At 61.2% G+C, this 21,252-nt stretch carries 22 protein-coding genes; 21 read left to right on the top strand and 1 reads right to left on the bottom strand.

The window, feature by feature from the left end; genetic code table 11:
- The first annotated feature begins 145 nt into the window (after positions 1-145).
- The 20 genes from tapM to AAHB08_RS18035 all read left to right on the top strand — a co-directional run bounded on the left by tapM (position 146) and on the right by AAHB08_RS18035 (position 19,098).
- On the top strand, positions 146-1,207 hold the full coding sequence (tapM, locus tag AAHB08_RS18130) for a PilM family type IVa pilus assembly protein TapM (RefSeq protein WP_342059692.1): 1,062 nt from the start codon (positions 146-148) through the stop codon (positions 1,205-1,207).
- Positions 1,195-1,764, top strand: a complete 570-nt coding sequence (gene tapN / locus AAHB08_RS18125) for a PilN family type IV pilus biogenesis protein TapN (protein WP_202046468.1) — start codon at positions 1,195-1,197, stop codon at positions 1,762-1,764. Before tapM ends, tapN begins: the two co-directional genes overlap by 13 nt.
- Positions 1,761-2,360: a PilO family type IV pilus biogenesis protein TapO gene (gene tapO / locus AAHB08_RS18120; protein ID WP_139435696.1), complete on the top strand. Its 600-nt coding sequence runs from the start codon at positions 1,761-1,763 to the stop codon at positions 2,358-2,360. The genes tapN and tapO overlap by 4 nt, the downstream gene beginning before the upstream one ends.
- Before the next feature lie 2 nt (positions 2,361-2,362).
- Complete coding sequence (locus AAHB08_RS18115) at positions 2,363-2,890, top strand: pilus assembly protein PilP (protein WP_202046674.1); 528 nt, start codon at positions 2,363-2,365, stop codon at positions 2,888-2,890.
- Between the two features lie 34 nt (positions 2,891-2,924).
- A complete protein-coding gene (locus tag AAHB08_RS18110; RefSeq protein ID WP_446699544.1) occupies positions 2,925-5,123 on the top strand; it encodes a type IV pilus secretin PilQ in 2,199 nt (732 codons plus the stop codon).
- 191 nt (positions 5,124-5,314) lie between these two features.
- A complete protein-coding gene (gene aroK / locus AAHB08_RS18105; RefSeq protein ID WP_005329951.1) occupies positions 5,315-5,833 on the top strand; it encodes a shikimate kinase AroK in 519 nt (172 codons plus the stop codon).
- 16 nt (positions 5,834-5,849) lie between these two features.
- Entirely contained in the window at positions 5,850-6,932 is a 1,083-nt protein-coding gene (gene aroB / locus AAHB08_RS18100; RefSeq protein ID WP_202046466.1) for a 3-dehydroquinate synthase, read from the top strand.
- The gene (locus AAHB08_RS18095; protein WP_342059690.1) at positions 6,922-8,460 is read left to right on the top strand and encodes an SPOR domain-containing protein; all 1,539 of its coding nucleotides are present in this window, start codon (positions 6,922-6,924) and stop codon (positions 8,458-8,460) included. The genes aroB and AAHB08_RS18095 overlap by 11 nt, the downstream gene beginning before the upstream one ends.
- Before the next feature lie 70 nt (positions 8,461-8,530).
- Positions 8,531-9,403 carry a Dam family site-specific DNA-(adenine-N6)-methyltransferase gene (locus AAHB08_RS18090; RefSeq protein ID WP_342059689.1) on the top strand — a complete coding sequence of 291 codons (873 nt, stop codon included), beginning with the start codon at positions 8,531-8,533 and terminating at the stop codon, positions 9,401-9,403.
- Between the two features lie 202 nt (positions 9,404-9,605).
- Positions 9,606-10,277 carry a ribulose-phosphate 3-epimerase gene (gene rpe, locus AAHB08_RS18085; RefSeq protein ID WP_041205203.1) on the top strand — a complete coding sequence of 224 codons (672 nt, stop codon included), beginning with the start codon at positions 9,606-9,608 and terminating at the stop codon, positions 10,275-10,277.
- Positions 10,267-10,932, top strand: coding sequence for a phosphoglycolate phosphatase (locus AAHB08_RS18080; protein WP_342059688.1), 666 nt, complete (start codon positions 10,267-10,269; stop codon positions 10,930-10,932). Before rpe ends, AAHB08_RS18080 begins: the two co-directional genes overlap by 11 nt.
- 17 nt (positions 10,933-10,949) lie before the next feature.
- Positions 10,950-11,954, top strand: coding sequence for a tryptophan--tRNA ligase (trpS, locus tag AAHB08_RS18075; protein WP_025326158.1), 1,005 nt, complete (start codon positions 10,950-10,952; stop codon positions 11,952-11,954).
- Between the two features lie 123 nt (positions 11,955-12,077).
- Positions 12,078-12,293, top strand: coding sequence for a hypothetical protein (locus AAHB08_RS18070; protein WP_106887541.1), 216 nt, complete (start codon positions 12,078-12,080; stop codon positions 12,291-12,293).
- A gap of 351 nt (positions 12,294-12,644) precedes the next feature.
- Positions 12,645-13,226: an aminodeoxychorismate synthase component II gene (locus tag AAHB08_RS18065; protein WP_342059687.1), complete on the top strand. Its 582-nt coding sequence runs from the start codon at positions 12,645-12,647 to the stop codon at positions 13,224-13,226.
- A gap of 278 nt (positions 13,227-13,504) precedes the next feature.
- Positions 13,505-14,722 (top strand): aspartate aminotransferase family protein, encoded by a 1,218-nt coding sequence (locus AAHB08_RS18060; protein ID WP_342059686.1) that lies wholly within the window; start codon positions 13,505-13,507, stop codon positions 14,720-14,722.
- A gap of 75 nt (positions 14,723-14,797) precedes the next feature.
- Positions 14,798-15,817 (top strand): arginine N-succinyltransferase, encoded by a 1,020-nt coding sequence (astA, locus tag AAHB08_RS18055; RefSeq protein ID WP_025326162.1) that lies wholly within the window; start codon positions 14,798-14,800, stop codon positions 15,815-15,817.
- Positions 15,818-15,882: 65 nt separating this feature from the next.
- Positions 15,883-17,352 carry a succinylglutamate-semialdehyde dehydrogenase gene (astD, locus tag AAHB08_RS18050; RefSeq protein ID WP_342059685.1) on the top strand — a complete coding sequence of 490 codons (1,470 nt, stop codon included), beginning with the start codon at positions 15,883-15,885 and terminating at the stop codon, positions 17,350-17,352.
- Positions 17,353-17,553: 201 nt separating this feature from the next.
- Positions 17,554-18,351 carry a DUF1338 domain-containing protein gene (locus AAHB08_RS18045; protein WP_247625772.1) on the top strand — a complete coding sequence of 266 codons (798 nt, stop codon included), beginning with the start codon at positions 17,554-17,556 and terminating at the stop codon, positions 18,349-18,351.
- A 280-nt stretch (positions 18,352-18,631) separates the two neighbouring features.
- A complete protein-coding gene (locus tag AAHB08_RS18040; protein WP_342059684.1) occupies positions 18,632-18,883 on the top strand; it encodes a hypothetical protein in 252 nt (83 codons plus the stop codon).
- Positions 18,883-19,098, top strand: a complete 216-nt coding sequence (locus AAHB08_RS18035) for a hypothetical protein (RefSeq protein WP_342059683.1) — start codon at positions 18,883-18,885, stop codon at positions 19,096-19,098. The genes AAHB08_RS18040 and AAHB08_RS18035 overlap by 1 nt, the downstream gene beginning before the upstream one ends.
- A gap of 7 nt (positions 19,099-19,105) precedes the next feature.
- Here the strand turns inward: AAHB08_RS18035 and AAHB08_RS18030 are convergent, their stop codons facing one another.
- Positions 19,106-19,702 (bottom strand): HAD family hydrolase, encoded by a 597-nt coding sequence (locus tag AAHB08_RS18030; protein WP_202046456.1) that lies wholly within the window; start codon positions 19,700-19,702, stop codon positions 19,106-19,108.
- 172 nt (positions 19,703-19,874) lie between these two features.
- Between AAHB08_RS18030 and AAHB08_RS18025 the strand changes: the two genes are divergently transcribed.
- A complete protein-coding gene (locus AAHB08_RS18025; RefSeq protein WP_342059682.1) occupies positions 19,875-21,239 on the top strand; it encodes an MDR family MFS transporter in 1,365 nt (454 codons plus the stop codon).
- The last annotated feature ends 13 nt before the right edge of the window (positions 21,240-21,252 follow it).

Raw genomic sequence — 21,252 nt, 5'->3', positions numbered from 1 at the left:
TTCAAGGCCGAAAGGAGAGGAGCGTCAACTTTTGACATAAACTTTATGACATTGATAGATAGAGCATTATATTGAGTTAAGTCATCACGTCGTGATGCGCTGTCCTACAATAAGTCCTAAAACCCAATAACGCATGGATGTGTATATGTTTGGGCTACTAAGTAAGGGATCCCTCCTCTCCTTGGCGGGCATTGATTTTGGCAGTCAAACCATCAAGGCCGTCACCCTCAGCGGACGTCCTGGCAAGGTGCATCTCGAATCGGTTGCCGAGATAACCATGCCCAAGGGCACCCTGGTCGATTATCAACTGCAGGACATTGAACGGGTCAGCCAGTCCCTCAAGTCGCTCAAGCGGCTCATTCAAGGGGACTGTCAGCTCGTGGCCACGGCCGTGACGGGCTCCAATGTCATCACCAAGGTCATTCAGGTTGATGCCAACATCAACGAGAACGAGCTGGAGAACCAGGTTCACCTGGAGGCAGAACAGCTCATTCCCTTCCCCCTCGATGAGGTCAGCCTGGATTTCGAGATCCTCGGTCTGACGGCCGACGAGAGCCGCCAGGAGGTGCTGCTGAGCGCGGCGCGTACCGAGAGCGTCAACGGCCGGGTCAGTGCGCTGATGGAAGCCGGCATGAAGACCATGGTGGTGGACGTGGGGGCCCATGCGCTGGGGCGTGCCGTGCTGGCCTGTTTTCCCGAGCTGAAGACCTGGGACAAGCCGGTCGGTATCGTCGACATAGGCGCCAGTGCCATGACCTTTGCCGCCCTGCTCAGGGGGGAGGTCGTCTACTCCCGCCTGCAGAATTTCGGTGGCGATCAATACAGCCAGGCCCTGGCCTCTTTTTACAGCATGAGCCTGGACGAGGCGGAGCTTGCCAAGGTACAGGGTCGCTTGCCTGCCGACCATGAGGTGGATGTGTTGTTGCCTCATCTCAGCACCCTGGTGTTGCAGGTAAAGCGCAATGTGCAGCTATTTTGCAGCTCGTCTGGCAACAAGGAGCTGTCAAAACTGGTGCTGACGGGAGGGGGCAGCCTGCTGCCTGGTCTAGTCGGGCAGATAGGCAGCGAGCTCAACTGTGAAGTGCTGCATCCCGACCCCTTCGCCTTGTTTGGCAAGCCGAAGGGGGAAGGCGGCCTCATCCATGGAGCCAAATACATGGCGGCATTCGGTCTGGCACTGCGGAGCTTCACACCATGTCAAATATAAACCTCCTGCCCTGGCGGCTGGCCAGGGCCCAGCGCCAGAAGAAGCAGTTTGGCATCATGATCGGCCTTTTTCTGGCGGCCACCGCCTCTCTTGCCTTTGCCGTCGACTGGTTGGTGCAGCAGCAGATCGGGTCTCAGCAGCAGCGCAACCAGCGTCTGCAGCAGGAGATGGCCACGCTCGATACCCAGCTCGGCGAGATCCGGCTGCTCAAGGAGCGCCGCAAGGAGCTGATCGATCGGATGCAGCTTATCGAGCAGTTGCAGACAAGGCGCAACATACCGGTACGCCTGTTCAACCAGCTACCCGTGCTGGTGCCCAATGGGGTCTATCTCAATACCCTGGCCTTGCAGGCCAACAGAATCGATGTCAACGGCAAGGCAGAAGCCTATGGCCGGGTTGCCAGCATGATGAGGCGCATCGATGGGTCTGGCTGGTTGGGGCAGTCTCAGCTCAGCACCATCTTCTCGGCAGACGTGGCGCCCGTGGCCCTCAGCCAGTTCTCCATGATGTTCCAGATTGCCGGCGTCGCTCCGGTCGCGACTAAGGGGCAAAAATGAACCTGCAACAGCTCAATGACCTGGATCTCAATGACATCGCGCGCTGGCCGAAAGTCGCCAAGGGGATCTTCATCCTGTTCTGCTGCGCCCTGCTGGGCGGCGCCATTTACTACTATGTGATTGCCAACTCCCTGACGGCCTTGCGTCAGGAAGCCGCTAAAGAGCAGGAGCTGAAGGCCCAATTCGAGAGCAAGGCCATGCTGGCTGCCAATCTGGAGGCGTACAGGAAGCAGATGGTGCAACTGGAGCATCTGGTGGATACCCAGCTCAAGCAGTTGCCCAACACCCATGAAGTGGCTGGGCTGCTGGATGACATCAGCTTTATCGCCACCGACAACGGGCTCAAATTGAACAGGATCAACTGGGAGGCAGAAGTCAAACACGAGTTCTCGACCGAACTGCCCATGCGCATCGAGGTGGTGGGTACCTATCACGAGCTCGGCAAGTTCACGGCAGACATGGCCGCGTTGCCGCGGATCGTGATCCTGGAGTCGTTTCAGCTCAATCAAGGACCGGGTCAGGACGAGTTGATAGGCATGTCCATGCAGGCCAAGACCTACAAGTACAACGGTAAAACCCTGGAGCAGAAGCCATGAGCATGAGAGTGATCGGACTCCTCTTGCCGGTGCTGTTGTTGACGGCCTGTGGCGGGCAGGAGGACATGGACGAGTACGTACAACAGACCAAGGCGAGGAAACCCACCCCGATCGAGCCCTTGCCGGAGATAAAACCATTCTCCCCCATGGCCTATCAGCACAGTGATCAGCGCAGTCCCTTCATTGAACCACAACCGGAGACCAGCTCCAGGGTGGATGCCAAGACCAAGCCGGACTGCGCCCAGATAGTGGCCAGTCGGGAGAAGGAGGTGCTGGAGCGTTACTCGCTGGCCAGTCTGAGCATGAAGGGGTCCATCGGCAAGCAGGGACAGTTGTGGGCACTGATCAGGACCCCGGACGGGCAAGCCGTGCGTGTGGGGCTCAATCAGTACATGGGACTGGATCAGGGGAGAGTCATCAAGATAACGAATACTCATGTTGACTTGATGGAAACGGTACCGGATGGCAAAGGATGCTGGGTCACCCGAGAAACTCAGCTGGCCATGGCCAATCTCGACGCAAAACTATGATCAGGGATGAGCAGAGATGAGAACAATAAGAAGGATGAGGGGTGTGGCGCTGCTGTGGCTGGGCGCATGCACTCAGGTGTGGGCGGTGCCGGCGTTGCAGGAGGTCAAGGTGAATCCGCTGCTGGCCGATCAACTCCTGCTGGAGCTGAGCTTCAGCGAGCCAGTGAGCGGATTTACCGACAGACTGTCTTATGAACCCAATCAGCTCCTGCTGCACGTGCCAGGCGCCATAGGGGCGCTGACGGTCAATCCGCTGCCCATCAAGCAGCAGGGGGTGGACAACCTCAAGGTGGAGGGCAAGGGAGAGGGGCTGGATATCAAGATAGCGCTCGATCAACTGACCCCCTATCAGGTCCATCAACAGGGCAACAAATTGCTGGTGTCATTGGGAGAGAAGGCCGGCCAGCCGGTGGCTGCGACGACGAGCTCCCCTGCTGCCAGTCCGTCGGCCCTTGTCAGGAGTCAGCCTGCGACCCAGTCTGCACTGATTGATACCCAGCGGGTTGCCCAGAACCAGTCTCAGTACCAGCCCGCGGCTGTCTCCTCTCCCGTGGCGGCTCCCACCCCCGCTGCGGCCAGCAAGCCCGTGCTGTCCGTCTCGCAGGCGAATGCAGGCGGTGCTTATTTCAACTCGGTCAAGGGGGTGGATTTTCGCCGTGGCAAGGAGGGGCAGGGGGAGTTTCTCGTGACCCTGGACAACAGCTCGGCGGCGGTGGATGTGAGCAGTCGTGGCCAGAAGGTGCTCGCCAAGTTCCACGGTACCCGGATCCCGGATGATCAGCTGAATCTTATCAATGTGCAGGATTTTGCGACCCCGGTCTCCCAGGTGGAGGTGTTCCGCCAGGGCAATGACACCCTGTTTGAGCTCTCGGTCAATGGCCAGTTTGATTATCGCTACGACCAGGCTGACAAGATGTTCATCATAGAGGTGAAAAAGCGGGTCGCCACCACGACAGCGAAACAGTATCAGGGCAAGCCAATCTCGCTGAACTTCCAGGATATTCCTGTTCGAACCGTGCTGCAGATCATCGCCGACTTCAATAACCTCAACCTGGTGACCACGGATTCCGTCTCCGGCAACATTACCCTGCGCCTCGATGGCGTGCCCTGGGAGCAGGCGCTCGACATCATCCTCAAGGTCAGAGGGCTCGACAAGCGACTGGACAACAATATCCTGCTGGTGGCTCCGGCGGACGAGATTGCCGCACGAGAGAAACAGCAGCTAGAGAGCCGCAACCAGGTGGCCGATCTCGCGCCGCTCTATACCGAGTATCTGCAGATCAACTATGCCAAGGCATCCGAAGTGGCGGCCCTGCTCTCCTCCGAGAGTACCAAGCTGCTCTCTCCCAGAGGGGCTGTGAGCGTGGATGAGCGCACCAACGTGCTGGTGGTCAAGGATACGGCGGATGTCATCGGCAACGTCAAACGGATGCTGGATATCCTCGATATCCCGGTCAAGCAGGTGGTGATCGAGGCACGCATGGTGACCATAGACGACGGCTTCGACGAGGCTCTGGGGGTGCGTTGGGGGGTGACCAAGACGGATGGTCATGGCAACGGCACCTCGGGCACCATAGAGGGCAATGATGGCGCCGGTAATAATGACGGCAGCTCCACCATCACGCGCCCCGGCATAGAAGACAGGCTGAACGTCAACCTGCCGGTGACCAACGCCGCTGGCACCCTGGCCTTCCAGGTTGCCCGTCTGGCCAATGGCACTCTGCTCGACCTTGAACTGTCGGCGCTGGAGAAGGAGAGCAAGGCCGAGATCATCGCGAGTCCTCGCGTCACCACGGCGAACCAGAAGCCGGCCCTGATCGAGCAGGGGACCGAGATCCCCTATGTGGAGTCCTCGTCCAGCGGGGCGACCTCGGTCACCTTCAAGAAGGCGGTGCTGAGTCTCAAGGTCACGCCACAGATCACCCCAGACAACAGGGTCATCCTGGATTTGACCGTGACCCAGGATACCAAGGGGGAAACCGTCCCGACCGGTACCGGGGATGCGGTCTCCATCAACGCCCAGTCCATCACCACCCAGGTGCTGGTCAACAACGGCGAGACCCTGGTGCTGGGCGGCATCTATCAGCAGACCATCAAGAGCGACGTCAGCAAGGTGCCGCTGCTGGGGGACATTCCCGGTCTCGGTTACCTGTTCAAGAAAACCACCAGCGAGAACAAGAAGCGTGAACTGCTGATCTTCGTGACCCCGAGGATAGTCACCGACGCCCTCTGAAAACTTTACATGTGAGGGTAAAACACATATAACCTTACGCCCCGATGAGGCTGGGGCGTAAGGGCTGCGGTTGCCAGTCCTGGTTTCTATTGAGATAATCCCCCTCCTGATCCATCGCAAGATAAGGTTCATAGGTACCCCGGTCGAGTAGTTACCGGGGCCATACAGTTTGTAATTACTAACGAAAAGACATGGCTGAGAAACGCAATATTTTCCTGATAGGTCCCATGGGTGCGGGCAAGAGCACCATAGGTAGACATCTGGCAGAACAACTGCATATGGAGTTTTTCGACTCAGATCATGAGATTGAGCGCCGCAGTGGTGCCGATATCGGCTGGGTGTTCGATGTTGAAGGCGAAGAGGGTTTCCGGATCCGCGAAGAGAAGGTGATCGGTGAACTCGCCGAGCAGCAGGGTATCGTGCTTGCAACGGGCGGCGGCGCCATCAAGAGCCGTGAAACCCGCAACAAACTCTCTGCGCGCGGCATCGTGGTCTACCTCGAAACCACCATTGAAAAGCAACTGGCGCGTACCCAGAGAGACAAGCGTCGCCCCTTGTTGCAAACCGAAGAGCCGCCCCGCGAAGTGCTGGAGCGTCTGGCCCTCGAGCGCAACGCCCTGTATGAAGAAGTCGCTGACTTTGTCATCCAGACGGATGATCAAAGTGCAAAAGTTGTAGCTAATCAAATCGTTAAGTTGATTGGCATGTAATCAATAGAGGACGTCCATGGAAAGGTTGAAGGTCGAACTGGGTGAGCGCAGCTACCCGATTGAGATAGCTGCTGGTCTGTTGCAACGCCCCGAGGTGCTGGCGCAGACGATCAAGGGCAAGCGGGTCATGATAGTGACCAACACTGTCGTCGCCCCCTTGTATCTTGAGCAGATCATTCAGTTGCTGCCCGGTTTTCAGGTTGAACACCTGATACTGCCGGATGGCGAGGCCTACAAGACCCTGGCTACCTTCGAGCGGATCATGTCTGCTCTGCTGGAAACCAGTCATGGTCGTGACACCACCCTCATCGCCCTGGGGGGCGGCGTGATAGGCGACGTTGTCGGCTTTGCTGCGGCAAGCTATCAACGAGGCATTCCGTTCATTCAGGTGCCTACCACACTGCTCTCCCAGGTTGACTCCTCCGTCGGCGGCAAGACCGCCGTCAACCACCCTCTTGGCAAAAACATGGTGGGCGCCTTCTATCAGCCCAAGCATGTGATCATCGACACCGATTGCCTCAAGACCCTGCCTGCGCGGGAATTTGCCGCCGGCATGGCCGAGGTGATCAAGTACGGCATCATCTGGGATGCGGCCTTCTTCTCCTGGCTCGAAGTCAACATGGCGCGGCTGCAACGCCTTGACGCCGATGCCCTTTCTTATGCCATTCGCCGTTGCTGCGAAATCAAGGCCGACGTGGTCGGTCAGGACGAGACCGAGCATGGCGTGCGCGCCCTGCTGAATCTGGGTCACACTTTCGGCCATGCCATCGAGGCCGAGAAGGGCTATGGCAACTGGCTCCATGGGGAGGCGGTGGCGGCGGGCATGATGCTGGCGGCCGAGACTGCCCTGGCCCGTGGCGACATGACGGCGCAAGAGGTTGCACGAGTCCGCGATCTGCTGCTGGCGGCGGACCTGCCGGTGCTGGCGCCGCCCGAGATGGATTTTGCCGCCTTCATTCGCCATATGCGCCGTGACAAGAAGGTGCTGGAAGGCAAGCTGCGGCTGGTGTTGCCGATCGGGATCGGACAGGCCCAGGTAGTGGCCGATGTGACGGATGCGCAGTTGATGGCGGTGATCGAGTCTGGTCGTGACCAATAACAAATTGCTGAAATTGCCTTCCCAGCGGCAGCTGGTTGACCGGCTGCTGCATCTGATTGAGTTCAATCACCCCTTTATCTTTCTCTCGGGCAAGCCCGGCAGCGGCCGTGGCACCCTGTGTGAATCCCTGCTTGCCCAACTGCCTGAGACTGTTCGGGTGGTGAGCCTCATCGGCAGCCCGGCCATGAAGATGGCTGACGTGCGCCAGTTGCTGCTTCAGCAGGTGGTGGCGCGCCCCCTGTTCAATGCGCAGGATGCGTTGGCCGACAGCTTCTTCCGCATGCTGGAAGGCAAGTCTTCCACCCTGCTGCTCATGATCGAGCGCGCCGACAGCCTGCCCGCCGAACTGGTGGGGGAGCTGTGGGCGCTCTGTCGCCACAACGATACCCTGGCCTCTCCCCATAAACTGGCTATCCTGCTCTCGGGCAGTGACGTCTGGTGTCGCGATCAGAAGAGTGCCCTCAAGGGGCGTGCCATGCCCGCGCTCGAGCTGGAAGTCGCGCCACTGAGCGCGCCTGAGCAACGGATCTTCCTGTATGAGAAGGCCAAGGAGCTGAAGATCCCGGCGGCCCTCTTGCCCAAGCCGAAAGTGGAAGAGATCCTGAAGGGGGCGGGGGGACACCCGTCCGCCATCATGCAGTCATTGGAGGATGTCATGACCGACAGAAGGCCCAAGAAACGTCAGGCCGAGTTGCCCGTCAAGAAGATTGCGACCGTGCTGGCCCTGGCGGCCGCCGGTTTGCTGGCCCTGAGCTATCTCCCCCTGTTCGAGGAGGCGGGCAAGGAACAACCCCAGACCTCGACCCAGGGGATGGCGTTGCCCGACCCCGTCGCGACCGATCCGCTGAGCGTCGGCGCGGCGAGCGGTGCCCAGGGGAGCCAGGCGAGCAGTGGCACCGATGCCAGCGTCTCAGGCAACCAGGTCGCCCGGGATTGGCAGCCCGATGCCAAGACCTTGCCCAAGAAGGTCGAGAGCGAGACGGTCACCACGGAATCGAGCAATTACGAGGGGCGCCGGGTCGTCATCTCCGACGAAGTGGTTGAGAAACTGATGACACAGCCCAACGTCAGCGGTGCCCTGCCGACGGCCGTGGTGGACGAGCTGGTCGGAGGTAGTTCCCGTGCTGCTCCGACCGGGGCGGCGGCACAGGCACAGAGCACGGCGTCCGTTGCCAAGACGACGCCCACTCCTGCCGCGACTGCGCCCGCCGCGGCGCCGGCACCCAAGGTGGCCCTGACGCCGGTGGCGACCCTCAACAAGAAGGCGAGGAACCACTACAGCATCCAGCTGATGGGGGCGAGCAACACCCAGGCGGTCGACAGCTTCGTGGCCGAGCATGGGCTGGCGGGCAAGGTCTGGGTCTACAAGACCCGCTTCCGTGGCAGCCCCTGGTACGTGGTGGTGCAGGGCGACTATGCCAACAGCACCCAGGCCAAGGCGGCGATCCGCAAGCTCTCCCCCGCCTTGCTCAAGGGACAACCCTGGCCCAAGTCGTTTGCCCAGATACAAAAAGAATTGAAGCAATAGCCAGTCGCCCCGGGAAGGGGGTAGAATCGTCCCCCTTTTTTGGGCATTGCCTTCTTAACACCGGACTTCCATGAAAAAAACACGCGCGTTTTTAAAATGGGCCGGGGGAAAATACTCCCTGGTCGAAGAGATTGCCGAGCGCTTGCCGGCCGGGCGTGTGTTGCTGGAGCCCTTCGTCGGAGCGGGCTCGGTGTTTCTCAACACGGATTACGATGCCTATGTGCTCAACGACATCAATCCGGATCTGATCGGTCTCTACAATCACCTCAAGCGGCAGCCGGACAACTTCATCCGCGAGGCGCGCAAGCTGTTTGTGGCCGAGCACAACCACAAGACCGCCTATTATCGGCTGCGCACCCAGTTCAACCAGACCGAAGCCGGGTTTGAACGGGCTCAGCTGTTCCTGTTTCTGAATCGCCACGGGTTCAACGGCCTGTGCCGCTACAACAAGAAGGGCGGCTTCAACGTGCCGTTCGGCTCGTACAAGAAGCCCTATTTCCCGGAGAAAGAGCTGTGGGCCTTCGCCGAGAAGGCCCAGAAGGCCACCTTCATCTGCGAGAGTTATGCCGATGCCATGGCCAGGGCGGAGGAGGACTGGGTGATCTACTGCGATCCCCCCTACGCGCCGCTCTCCACCACGGCGAGTTTCACCACCTACTCGGCCGGCGGCTTCACCCTGGATGATCAGGCCCTGCTGGCCAGGCTGGCCCGTCATACCGCCGCCCACAAGGGGGTGCCCGTGCTCATCAGCAACCACGACATCGAGCTGACCCGGGAACTTTACCGCGGGGCCCGGCTGGACGAGATCCTGGTCAAGCGCACCATCAGCCGCAACGGTGGCAGCCGCAACAAGGTGGCCGAGCTGCTGGCGCTCTACCCGCCCGGCATAGCCCCCGAGCAGGGCCATTACCCCGGTGAGACCGAGCTGGTCTCTGTCGGTTGAGTCATGAACGGTTCCTGCGGGGACCGTTGTCGTTTCTGCCCAGGCATTGCGCCTGTCTGGTCGGGCAAGCGCGGGTCGTTTTCATTCCGTGTTTGCGGTGAGACTCGCGGCTTGCGTCTTCTGCACTTGCGGGTCGTTTTCATTCCACGTTTGCGGTAAAATTGCGCCGCTTTTTCTGCCACGCTGCCAATGGATGACGCTGATGAAAGACTTTCTGATTGCCCCCTCTATCCTCTCCGCCGACTTTGCCCGTCTGGGCGAGGATGTGGCCAAGGTGCTGGCCGCCGGAGCCGACGTGGTGCACTTCGACGTGATGGACAACCACTATGTCCCCAACCTGACCATAGGCCCCATGGTCTGCCAGGCCCTGCGTGACTACGGCATCGAGGCCCCCATCGATGTGCACCTGATGGTCAAGCCGGTGGATCGCATCGTGCCCGATTTTGCCAAGGCGGGTGCCAACCTGATCACCTTCCACCCGGAAGCCTCCGATCACGTGGACCGTACCCTGGGTCTCATCAAGGAGCAGGGTTGCCAGGCCGGTCTGGTGCTGAACCCGGCCACGCCGCTCACCTGCCTGGAGTACGTGATGGACAAGCTGGACGTGATCCTGCTGATGTCGGTCAACCCGGGCTTTGGTGGTCAGAGCTTCATCCCCGGCACCCTCGACAAGCTGCGTCAGGTGCGTCGCCTGATCGACGAGAGCGGCCGTGACATTCGCCTCGAGATCGACGGTGGCGTCAAGGTGGAGAACATCCGCGAGATCGCCGCCGCCGGGGCTGACATGTTCGTGGCGGGCTCCGCCATCTTCGGCAAGCCGGATTACAAGGCGGTGATCGACCAGATGCGGGCGGAGCTGGCTCATGTCCGTTGAACGCCCCTTCGATCTGGTGCTGTTCGATCTGGATGGCACCCTGATTGACAGCGCCTCCCAACTGGCGCTGGCGGTCAACCGCACCCTGACCGATCTGGGGCTGGCCGAGGCCGACGAGGCCGTGGTGCGCACCTGGGTTGGCAATGGCGCCGACAAGCTGATCCAGCGTGCGCTGGACTACCGCGAGGCGCCCGAGCTGTTTGCCAAGGCCCGCCCTCTGTTCGACCAGCACTATCAGGCTTGTCTGCTGCAAGGGCTGGCCATGTATGACGGGGTGGAGCAGAGCCTGCGTCGCCTGCAGGCGCTCGGTTACCGGCAGGCCGTGGTGACCAACAAGCCGAGTCACTTCGTGCAGCCCATTCTGGATGCCCTCGGCATCGGCGACTGTTTCGCTCTCTGGCTGGGGGGCAACTGCGTGCCCGTCAAGAAGCCGAGCCCGGATCCGCTGCTGCATGCCTGCCACGAGCTTGGGGTCAGCCCGTCCCGCACCCTGATGGTGGGGGACTCCGAAAATGATGTGCTGGCCGCCCAGGCTGCCGGCATGAAGGTGGTGGGGCTCACCTACGGCTACAACTATGGCCGTCCCATCGCAGATTCCCGCCCTGACTGGGTATGCGAGCAGTTTTCAGAGCTCGATGCCCTGTTGGCAGAATAACAAGGATCAACACATTCATGGCTAAACCAATCGTATTGAGCGGGGCCCAACCCTCGGGCCAGCTGACCATAGGCAACTACATGGGAGCCTTGCGTCAGTGGGTCAACATGCAGGATGACTTCGACTGCCTCTACTGCATCGTCGATCTGCACGCCATCACCACCCGCCAGGAGCCTGCCGCCCTGCGCAAGGCGTGCCTGGATGCCGCCGCCCTCTATCTGGCGGTCGGCATAGATCCGGCCAAGAGCACCGTCTTCATCCAGTCCCACGTGCCCCAGCACGCCGAGCTCGGCTGGATCCTGAACTGCTACACCCAGATGGGCGAGCTGTCGCGCATGACCCAGTTCAAGGACAAGTCCGCCCGTTTCGAGAACAACGTCAACGTCGGCCTGTTCGGCTATCCGGTGCTGATGGCGGCGGACATCCTGCTCTATCAGGCCAACCAGGTGCCGGTCGGCAACGACCAGAAGCAGCATCTGGAGCTGACCCGCGACATCTGCACCCGGTTCAACAACCTCTACGGCGAGGTGTTCACCCTGCCTGAGCCCTTCATCCCGACCGACGGTGCCCGGGTGATGAGCCTGCAGGATCCCACCAAGAAGATGTCCAAGTCCGACGACAACGAGGCGAACTTCATCGGCCTGCTGGAAGATCCCAAGCAGATCGTCAAGAAGATCAAGCGGGCGATGACCGACTCCGACGAGCCGGCGGTGGTGCGCTTCGATCCCGAGAACAAGCCGGGGGTCTCCAACCTGCTGACCCTGATGTCCGGGGTGACTGGTCGCTCCATCCCCGAGCTCGAGCAGCACTTCGAGGGCAAGATGTACGGCCACCTCAAGAGCGAGACGGCCGATGCCGTGGTCGCCCTGCTGGAGCCCATCCAGGCCCGCTTCCGCGAGCTGCGTCAGGATGAGACTCATCTGCAGGCAATTTTGGCGGCTGGCGCACAAAAGGCGCGGGAAAGGGCTGAAAAAACCCTGATCAGCGTATATGATGTTGTCGGCTTCGTTCCTCGAGCCTGACATACTGGGAAGGTGTAGTTGTAGAGAGCTGGGTATTTGCCTGGCTTTCTTTGTTTTGCCCGACCCCTGGTTCGTCATCTCCTCTTCCAATGTCAAACGCGGGCGCTTGCCCCAAGAGAAAGCATGTCTGTCGAATCAAATACAGTGATTGAAGAACTGAGTGACAAGGGCCACTGGCTGCGAAAGTTCCGCAAGGCCAAGAACCTCAACACCCTGCAGCTGATGGTCTCCAATGCCATCGACAAGCACCACAAGACCCCGGCCATCGCCGCCGCCATTTATCTGGCCGAATGCCAGCGCGAGCGCGAGCTGGAGCAGGGGCGTTATCTGGATCGCTGAGGCGCTCCCGGGCTCTGCCCATCTGCCGATGGGCCGCCATTTCACACCCCGCTTTCGGCCCTTGCGCCTTGCCTCGCCTTTTCCCCTGCCCAGTCATGGGCTATCCGGCGTCTTCTGCCTGCTCTCGCCTGCTTTCCCGCTGAAGGTATGGGTTGACCAGCGCCATGGGGTTATCTCCTCGAGATGGCAGACAGTTAATCTTGTAGTAAAGAGGCCGTCTCCATACCCGTGCGACAGCCCCTCAGCGGTTTATTAACCCAGGCAGACATGCCAGAATGCGCGGCGTTTGTCCGTAGATAGCCACAATGGGCTGTCCGATCACCGCCTCGACCTCATTCTCAGGGCTTTTGCATGCTGTTACTCATCGACAACTACGACTCCTTTACCTGGAACCTGGTGCAATATTTCGGCGCCCTGGGGCAGGAGGTGGTGGTCAGGCGCAACGACGAGCTCAGCCTGGAAGAGATAGCCCGGCTTGCCCCAAGCCATCTGGTGATCTCTCCCGGTCCCTGCACGCCGAACGAGGCGGGCATCTCGCTGGCGGCTATCTCCCGTTTTGCCGGTGAGATACCCATTCTTGGGGTATGCCTCGGCCACCAGTCCCTGGCCCAGGCGTTCGGCGCCCATGTGGTCCGTGCCCGTCAGGTGATGCATGGCAAGACCTCCCTCATCCGCCACCGGGGGGAGGGGGTGTTCAAGGGGCTCAAGGATCCGCTGCGGGTCACCCGCTACCATTCCCTCATCGTGGAGCGCGAAACCCTGCCCGACTGTTTCGAGGTGACCGCCTGGAGCGAACACGCCGATGGGTCCATGGACGAGATCATGGGGCTGCGGCATAAAACACTGGCGCTGGAGGGGGTTCAGTTCCATCCGGAGAGTATTTTGAGCGAGCAGGGGCACCAGTTGCTGGCCAACTTTTTGGCCGTTTCCTGAAAAAATCGTGATCCTCGTCTCATAATCGAAATGAGGCCAAAAAAATTTTCCCTGACACTTTATTCACCCTGCTTCCTGCCCAAATTATCTCTTGCCAACACCCCCTGAGCCGTTATGCAATGCGGTTGCCTAAAATCTCACGGGCAATCGAACATTGTTCCTCATTGGCGGTTAAGTTACAGACTTTTTACTTTTTTTCTGTGATAATTCCGCCACGTTTACACGGATTTAACTTTTGGGCGGTGGATTATTCTGCCGCGATATAGCAGGAGAGCAATATGTCAGAGTTGTTGGCAGTGACACGTGAAGTGTTTGATGAAGTGATGGTTCCCAACTATGCGCCGGCCAAGATCATTCCGGTACGCGGCGAGGGATCACGTGTCTGGGATCAGGAAGGCCGCGAGTATGTCGACTTCGCGGGCGGGATCGCGGTCAATGGCCTGGGCCATTGCCATCCCAAGCTGGTCGAAGCCCTGAAAACCCAGGGTGAGAAGCTGTGGCACCTCTCCAACGTGATGACCAACGAGCCGGCCCTGCGCCTGGCCAAGAAGCTGGTCGCCGCCACCTTTGCCGAGAAGGTCTATTTCTGCAACTCCGGCGCCGAAGCGAACGAAGCCGCCCTCAAGCTGGCCCGTCGTTACGCCATCGACAAGTTCGGTGCCCACAAGACCCAGATCATCGCCTTCCACCAGGGCTTCCACGGTCGGACCTTCTTCACCGTCAGCGTCGGCGGCCAGGCGGCCTACTCCGATGGTTTCGGTCCGAAGCCCGCCGACATCACCCACGTGACCTACAACGATCTGGCCGAGCTGGCCTCCGTCATCTCCGACAATACCTGCGCCGTGGTGATGGAGCCGCTGCAAGGTGAGGGTGGCATCATCAGCCCCACCGACGAGTTTGCCAAAGGGGTGCGTGAACTCTGTACCAAGCACAATGCCCTGCTGATCTATGACGAGGTGCAATCCGGGGTCGGTCGTACCGGCGAGCTGTTCGCCTACATGGGCCTTGGCGTCACGCCGGACATCCTCACCAGCGCCAAGGCACTGGGCGGCGGCTTCCCCATCGGCGCCATGCTGACCACCACCGAGATCGCGTCTCACCTGAAAGTGGGTACTCACGGCTCCACCTACGGCGGCAACCCGCTGGCGTGCGCCGTGGCCGAAGCCGTGCTGGACGTGGTCAACACCCCGGAAGTGCTGAGCGGCATCAAGCAGCGCGAGCAGCTGTTCCGCGACGGTCTCGCCGCCATCAACGCCAAGTACCACTGCTTCAGCGAAGTGCGTGGTCAGGGTCTGCTGCTGGGCGCCGTGCTGAACGATGACTTCAAGGGGCGCTCCCGTGACTTCCTGCTGGCCTCCATCGACCAGGGGTTGATGGCGCTGGTGGCGGGCACCAACGTGGTGCGCTTCGCCCCCTCCCTGGTGATCCCGGAAGCGGACATCAAGGAAGGGCTGGCACGGTTCGAGAAAGCGGTTGCTCAGGTGGTCAACGCCTGATCCAAGTTGAGGTGGGGAGCCCTCCCGGCAGGAGCCGGGACCCCACCTGTCGTCAATGAAAGGGAGTTGTCATTTATGTTGGTTATCCGTCCTATCGAGCAGCGCGACTTCGCCGGCCTCAAGACCTGTGCCATCGAATCCGGCACCGGCATGACCTCGTTGCCGGTCAACGATGAACTGCTGCAACGCAAGATCGATGCCTCGACCCAGACCTTCCTGGACAAGCCCGCCGGCAAGGGCGACTGCCTCTACTTCTTCGTGGCCGAAGACCTGGAGACCGGCGAGATGGTCGGTACCTGCGCCATAGACGCGGCGGTCGGCCTGTCCCAGCCGTTTTACAACTACCACATCGGCAAGGTGGTGCACTCTTCCCCCAAGCTCGGCATCTACAACGTGGTGGAGACGCTCACCCTCTCCAACGACTACACCGGCAACTCCGAGCTGTGCACCCTGTTTCTGCGCGAATGTGCCCGCGAGGGGCTCAATGGCCGTCTGCTCTCCAAGCACCGCTTCCTGTTCATGGCCGAGCACCCCGAGCTGTTTGACAAGACCGTCTTCGCCGAGATGCGCGGCGTCTCCGATGAGAACGGTCACAGCCCCTTCTACGAGTGGCTGCAAAAGCATTTCTTCTCGATGGACTTTCCCACCGTCGATTACCTCACCGGCATCGGCAAGAAGCGCTTTATCGCCGAGCTGATGCCCAAGTACCCCATCTACGTGAACCTGCTGAGCAACGAGGCGCGCGCCGTCATAGGCCAGACCCACGAGAAGACCCGTCCGGCCATCAAGATGCTGCAGGACGAGGGCTTCGTGAACCGTGGTTATGTCGACATCTTCGATGCCGGCCCCACCGTCGAGTGCGACGTGAAGCACATCCGCAGCGTGCGCCGCAGCCAGAAGCTGGCGGTGCTGGTGGGTGAACCCATCGGCGGTCATACCTATCTCGTCTGCAATGCCAGATTTGAACAATACCGCGCCTGCTACGGCAACATCCGGGTCGATCTGGACAAGCACGAAGCCATCATACCGCCCAAGATGGCGGCCGCCCTCAAGGTGGAGAGTGGCGACATGGTTCGGGTCGTCGATCTGGAATAACGGATCCATATCACCACATTGAAGCAGGCTGCCGAGGCGGCCTGTGCACCACAGGGAGTGAATTGATGATGTCTTTAGTCCAGTTTATCGATGGCCAGTGGCTGGCCGGTGAAGGCAAGCCGTTCGAATCAAAAGATCCGGCCAGGAACGAAGTGATCTGGCAGGGGGGGGCGGCCAGCGCAGCCCAGGTGGACGCCGCCGTCAAGGCTGCCCGCGCGGCCTTCTACCATTGGTCCGATCTGGCCCTCGAGGATCGTCTGGCCATAGTGCGCCGTTATGCCGATCTGCTCGGCGAGCACAAGGAGGCGCTGGCGCTGACCATAGCCCGGGAAACCGGCAAGCCCCTGTGGGAGACCCGCACCGAAGTGGCGGCCATGCAGGGCAAGATCGCCATCTCCATCCGCGCCCATGACGAGCGTACCGGCACGGTGGAGAACCCCATGCCCGGTGCCAAGGCGTTCGTGCGCCACAAGCCCCACGGCGTGGTTGCCGTGTTCGGCCCCTACAACTTCCCGGGCCACCTGCCGAACGGTCACATAGTGCCTGCGCTTATCGCGGGCAACGCCGTGGTGTTCAAACCTTCCGAGCTGACCCCCATGGTGGCCGAGGCCATGCTGAAGATCTGGCAGGAGGCGGGGCTGCCCAAGGGCGTGCTCAACCTGGTGCAGGGCGAGGTGGAGACAGGCAAGGCGCTGGCCGGCAATCCGGACATCGACGGCCTCTTCTTCACCGGCTCGTCCCGCACCGGCCACTTCCTGCACCAGCAGTTTGCCGGTCAGCCCGGCAAGATCCTGGCCCTCGAGATGGGGGGCAACAACCCGCTCATCGTCAAGGATGTGAGCGACATCGACGGCGCCGTCCATGCCATAGTCCAGTCCGCCTTCATCACTTCCGGCCAGCGCTGCACCTGCTCCCGCCGCCTGTTCGTGGAGCGCGGCACCCAGGGCGATGCCCTGGTCAAGCGCCTGGTAGAGGTGGTCGGCCAGATCCGGGTCGGTCACTACGATGACGAGGCTCAGCCCTTTATGGGCGCTATGATCAGCGAGCGGGCGGCGCTCGGCATGGTCGAGGCACAAGCCAAGCTGCAAGCGCTCGGCGGCGAGAGCCTGCTCACCCTCAAGCACCTGGAGGCGGGCACCGGTTTCGTCTCTCCGGGCATCATAGACGTGACCGCGGTCAGCGCGCTGCCGGACGAAGAGTACTTCGGCCCGCTGCTGCAGCTCATTCGTTACGACGATTTCGATGCCGCCATCGACCAGGGCAACGCCACCAGCTTCGGCCTCTCCGCCGGCCTGCTCGGTGACAACGAGGCGGACTGGAACCACTTCTTCAAGCGGATCCGTGCCGGCATAGTCAACTGGAACAAGCCCATCACGGGCGCCTCCAGCGCCGCGCCCTTCGGCGGTATCGGTGCCTCCGGCAACCACAGGGCGAGCGCCTACTACGCCGCCGACTACTGTGCGTACCCGGTTGCCTCGGTAGAAGACAGCAAGGCGAGCATGCCGGATCAGCTGTCCCCGGGTTTGACGTTTTAATCGTTCATGGAGATAGCGATGCAGACGAGATGGCTCAATGCCGACGACTGCTGTGTCATATCTCCGGTCGCCTCCGTCGAAGACAGCAGGGCGAGCATGCCGGATCAGCTGTCTCCCGGTCTGACCTTCTGATAACAAGAAAATAAAAGAGGGGCACTGAACAGGTGCCCTTGTCTGTACCCGCAATCAAAGGAAAGAGAGATGCAAAAGGATATCGAGACCCTGTTTGGCCATCTGTGGGACAACTACATTCAAGTCACCCCCAGTGCCCACAAGGTTCACCAACTGCTGGGGGGCGGTGCCCCCATCATCAACGATCACGTGGCGTTTCGGACCTACAACCTGCCCAAGCTCGGTCTCGAGAAACTGGCGGCCCACTTCCGCGCCCTGGGGTACGAGGAGAAGGGCGAGTATGTGTTCAAGGCCAAGAAGCTCTATGCCAAACATTTCGAGCATGCCGATCCTGACGCGCCCAAGGTGTTTATCAGCGAGCTGAAGGTGGAAGAGCTCTCCGAAGGCGCCCAGGCCATCATCCACAAGCTGGTGGATCAGGTGCCCGATCACCTGACCGACACCCCGGCCTTCCTCTACGCCGGCGCTCCCTGGCAGGTCTCCCACGCCGACTACCAGACCCTGCTGGCAGAGAGCGAGTATGCCGCCTGGATGGCCGCCTGGGGTTATCGTGCCAACCACTTCACCGTCAATATCAACCGCCTGAAGGACTTCGACACCATCCAGCAGGTCAATGCGGCGCTCAAGGCGGCAGGCTTCGTGCTCAACACCGTCGGCGGCGAGGTGAAGGGGGATCCCCAGGTGATGCTGGAGCAATCCTCCACCATGGCGGACAAAGCCGAGGTGCCCTTCAGCGACGGCGTGCGCACCATACCGAGCTGCTTCTACGAGTTTGCCCTGCGCTACCCCCAGCCGGACGGCGTGCTCTACCCGGGCTTCGTCGAGGCGTCCGCCGACAAGATCTTCGAATCCACCAACGCCATGTAACGGCGGTTGTTGGTAGAAACGCCCCGGACGGGGCGTTTTTTTATGGCACTTTGCGCCTGGCCTACGCCCCCTTGGCCCTGTGCTCCCGGGTTTTTCGCTGGCATGAAACTGCCCGCTTGAGCGGACCATCGGCCCTCTGGCGGTGGGTATCACGCCTTGTGCGGAGTCATGTCATGAAGAGCATTCGGCCCCTGTTTGAGACTGCGTTGGCTACCCATTCGGGGTGAGCCAGTTTGCAACCGCCGGTGTAGAGTGGGGGTCCAATGCTTCGGAGCCCACCATGTCTCGCTATCACTTCTTCAAACAAGGCCAGTCATTTACCTATCTCGAACCCTGGGCGGTCGGTTATGACGATGAGCGTCGCCAACTGGTCGAGCAGGGGTTTGTGACTGTCGTTGCCCCCTCTTTTGCCGATACCCCGGCCGAGGTGCTGACGCTGTTGCAGAATCATGAGGCGCTGGAAGAGGAGCGCAGGGTGCACAATCCGTGGTACACAGTCGCCGGCATTCTCGGCCTGCTGGGGATGAGCTGATGGCCCTGTCTGGCAAGGGGGCCGGCGTTGCCACGCTGCTGCGCTGGTCTGTCTTGAAAGGGCCGCTCTGTCGCGGCCTGTTCAGCGTCCTGTTTATCTATCTGGTGTCCCTGCCGGCGGATCTCTATTTCACTTTCCATTGGGAGGTGGCTCTGGGCCTCTTCCTGCTCGCCTTCCTTGGCGGACTCTGGCAGCAGTGGCGGGGGCTTCGCTAACCCGGTCTCACACTCGTTGCAGCGCGCCTTCGGTGGCCAGCAATGTGGTCATGCCGCCGGCCTTGCCCGCCTGGATGCCGATGGGGGTGTCTTCAAACACCAGGCAGTTGGCCGGGTTGGCGCCGAGCAGCTCGGCCACTCTCAGGAAGGTGTCGGGATGGGGCTTGTGGTTGGTCACGTCGTCGGCGCTCACCAGCACGGGGATGAAGGCATCGAGGCCGGTATTTCTCAGTATGTGCGTCGCATGATCCCGGGTTGAGCCTGTGCCTATGCCCATGGGCACCTTGCCGTGGCAGCGCTTGACCAGCTCCCACATGGCGGGGAAGACGCGGACCTTGTCGATCCGCTCCAGGTAGAGGGCTATCTTGCGGCGGGCGAAGGCCTCCACGTCGATGGCCAGCCCGTGCTGCTCGGCCAGCATGGCCACTATCTTGCGGGTGGGAATGCCACCGTACTCGTTGAGCTGTGCCCGATCGAACGGCAGGCCGAACTCGGCGCTGGTGGTTTCCCAGGCATCCAGGTGCAGGGGCATGGAGTCCACCAGGGTGCCGTCCATATCGAAGATCAGGGCGTCGTATTGTTCAAACTGGAACTGCTCGGACATGGGGTACTGCCTCCTCGGCCAAAAGAGCACAGTACCAGATCCGCTCCCCGGATGCCGCGACCGCCGTCATGGCCTGGGCAGGCGGCGGGTTTGACCATGGGCTGCTGATTTATGAGACAATAATGCGCTCTGCGCCTCGGGTGCCGGCAACTCACAGTAGCGAGCCTCTTTTATGTCCCCAAAAACCGTCTTCTCAAGCGTGGCCCTGGTGATCGCCCTGGGCTCACTGGAAAAGAGCATAGTCACCACCCCCTTGCCCATCATAGGGGCCGAGCTGAACGCCGGTGCCGCCCTCACCTGGGTGGTCACCGCCTACCTGCTGGCGGCCACCGCCGCCCTGCCCATCTACGGCAAGCTGAGCGACATGTTCGGCCGGGTGCGGATGCTCAACATCGGCATAGGCCTGTTTCTGGCGGGGTCGGTGGCCTGCGCCCTGGCCCAGGATCTGCCGACCCTGCTGGCGGCCCGCGTGCTGCAAGGATTGGGGGGCGGTGGCCTGATCGCGCTCGCCTTCACCGTCATCGCCGACTGCATTCCCCCGCGGGAGGTGGGCAAGTATCAGGGCTACATCTCGGCGGTCTATGCAGTCTCCAGCATCGCCGGCCCCCTGCTCGGGGGTTATTTCACCGAGCAGCTGAGCTGGCGCTGGATCTTCTGGATCAACCTGCCCCTCGGGGCCCTGGCGCTCTGGCTGGTGAACCGCAATCTGGGCCACCTCAACGTGCGCCGGCACAGCCGCTTCGACTGGAAGGGGGCGGGGCTGCTCATCACGGTCACCACCCTCTCCCTGCTGCTGCTCTCGCCGGAGACGGCGCTGTCCGCCATCTGGCTGGCGGCGGGGCTGGCGCTGGCCCTGCTGCTGCTCATCCTGGTGGAGCGACGGGCCCAGGATCCCATACTGCCCGCCCATCTGGCCCGCTTGCCCGGTTATCTGGTGAGCGTGCTGCTGGCGCTGGCCTCGCAACTGCTGATGTTCGCGGTGCTGGTCTACCTGCCGCTGCAGATGCAGTGGCAGAAGGGGATGGGGGCCAGCGAGAGCGGTCTCTACATGGTGATCTTCATGGTCTGCATCACGGCGGGGGCCTTCGTCGGCGGCAAGCTGATCGGCCACTCCGGTCATTACAAGCGCTTCGTGGTGATGGGCTTCGCCCTGGCGGCGCTGGCCCTGTGGCAGATCCATTTCGATCTCCTTGCCAATCTGGGGCTGGGCTTCGCCGGTCTGGGGCTGGGACTGGTGCTGCCGGCCCTCTCTGTGGTGGTGCAAAACGCCCTGCCGCGGGAAGATCGCGGCATCGGCATGTCCCTGTTCAACTTCGGTCGCGAGCTGGGGGGCGCAGTCGGGGTGGCCATCTGCGCCGTGCTGTTCCACGGGGCCCTGCCGGCCGGGACCAGCCACAACCTGGCGAGCCTGAGCCCGGCCGAGCTGGCCCCGGGGTTCAGCGCCACCTATGTGGGCATGGCGCTGATCGCCAGCGCCGCCTTCCTCATCACGTTGCTGGCGTTGAAGCGCCACGAGCTGGCCAGCATCCCGGCCTGATGCGCTCCCTTGA

Origin of the sequence: Aeromonas sp. OTU364 (genome assembly GCF_038440395.1) — a bacterium.
Taxonomy (GTDB): domain Bacteria; phylum Pseudomonadota; class Gammaproteobacteria; order Enterobacterales; family Aeromonadaceae; genus Aeromonas.
This window is presented reverse-complemented; position numbering and strand designations above follow the sequence as displayed.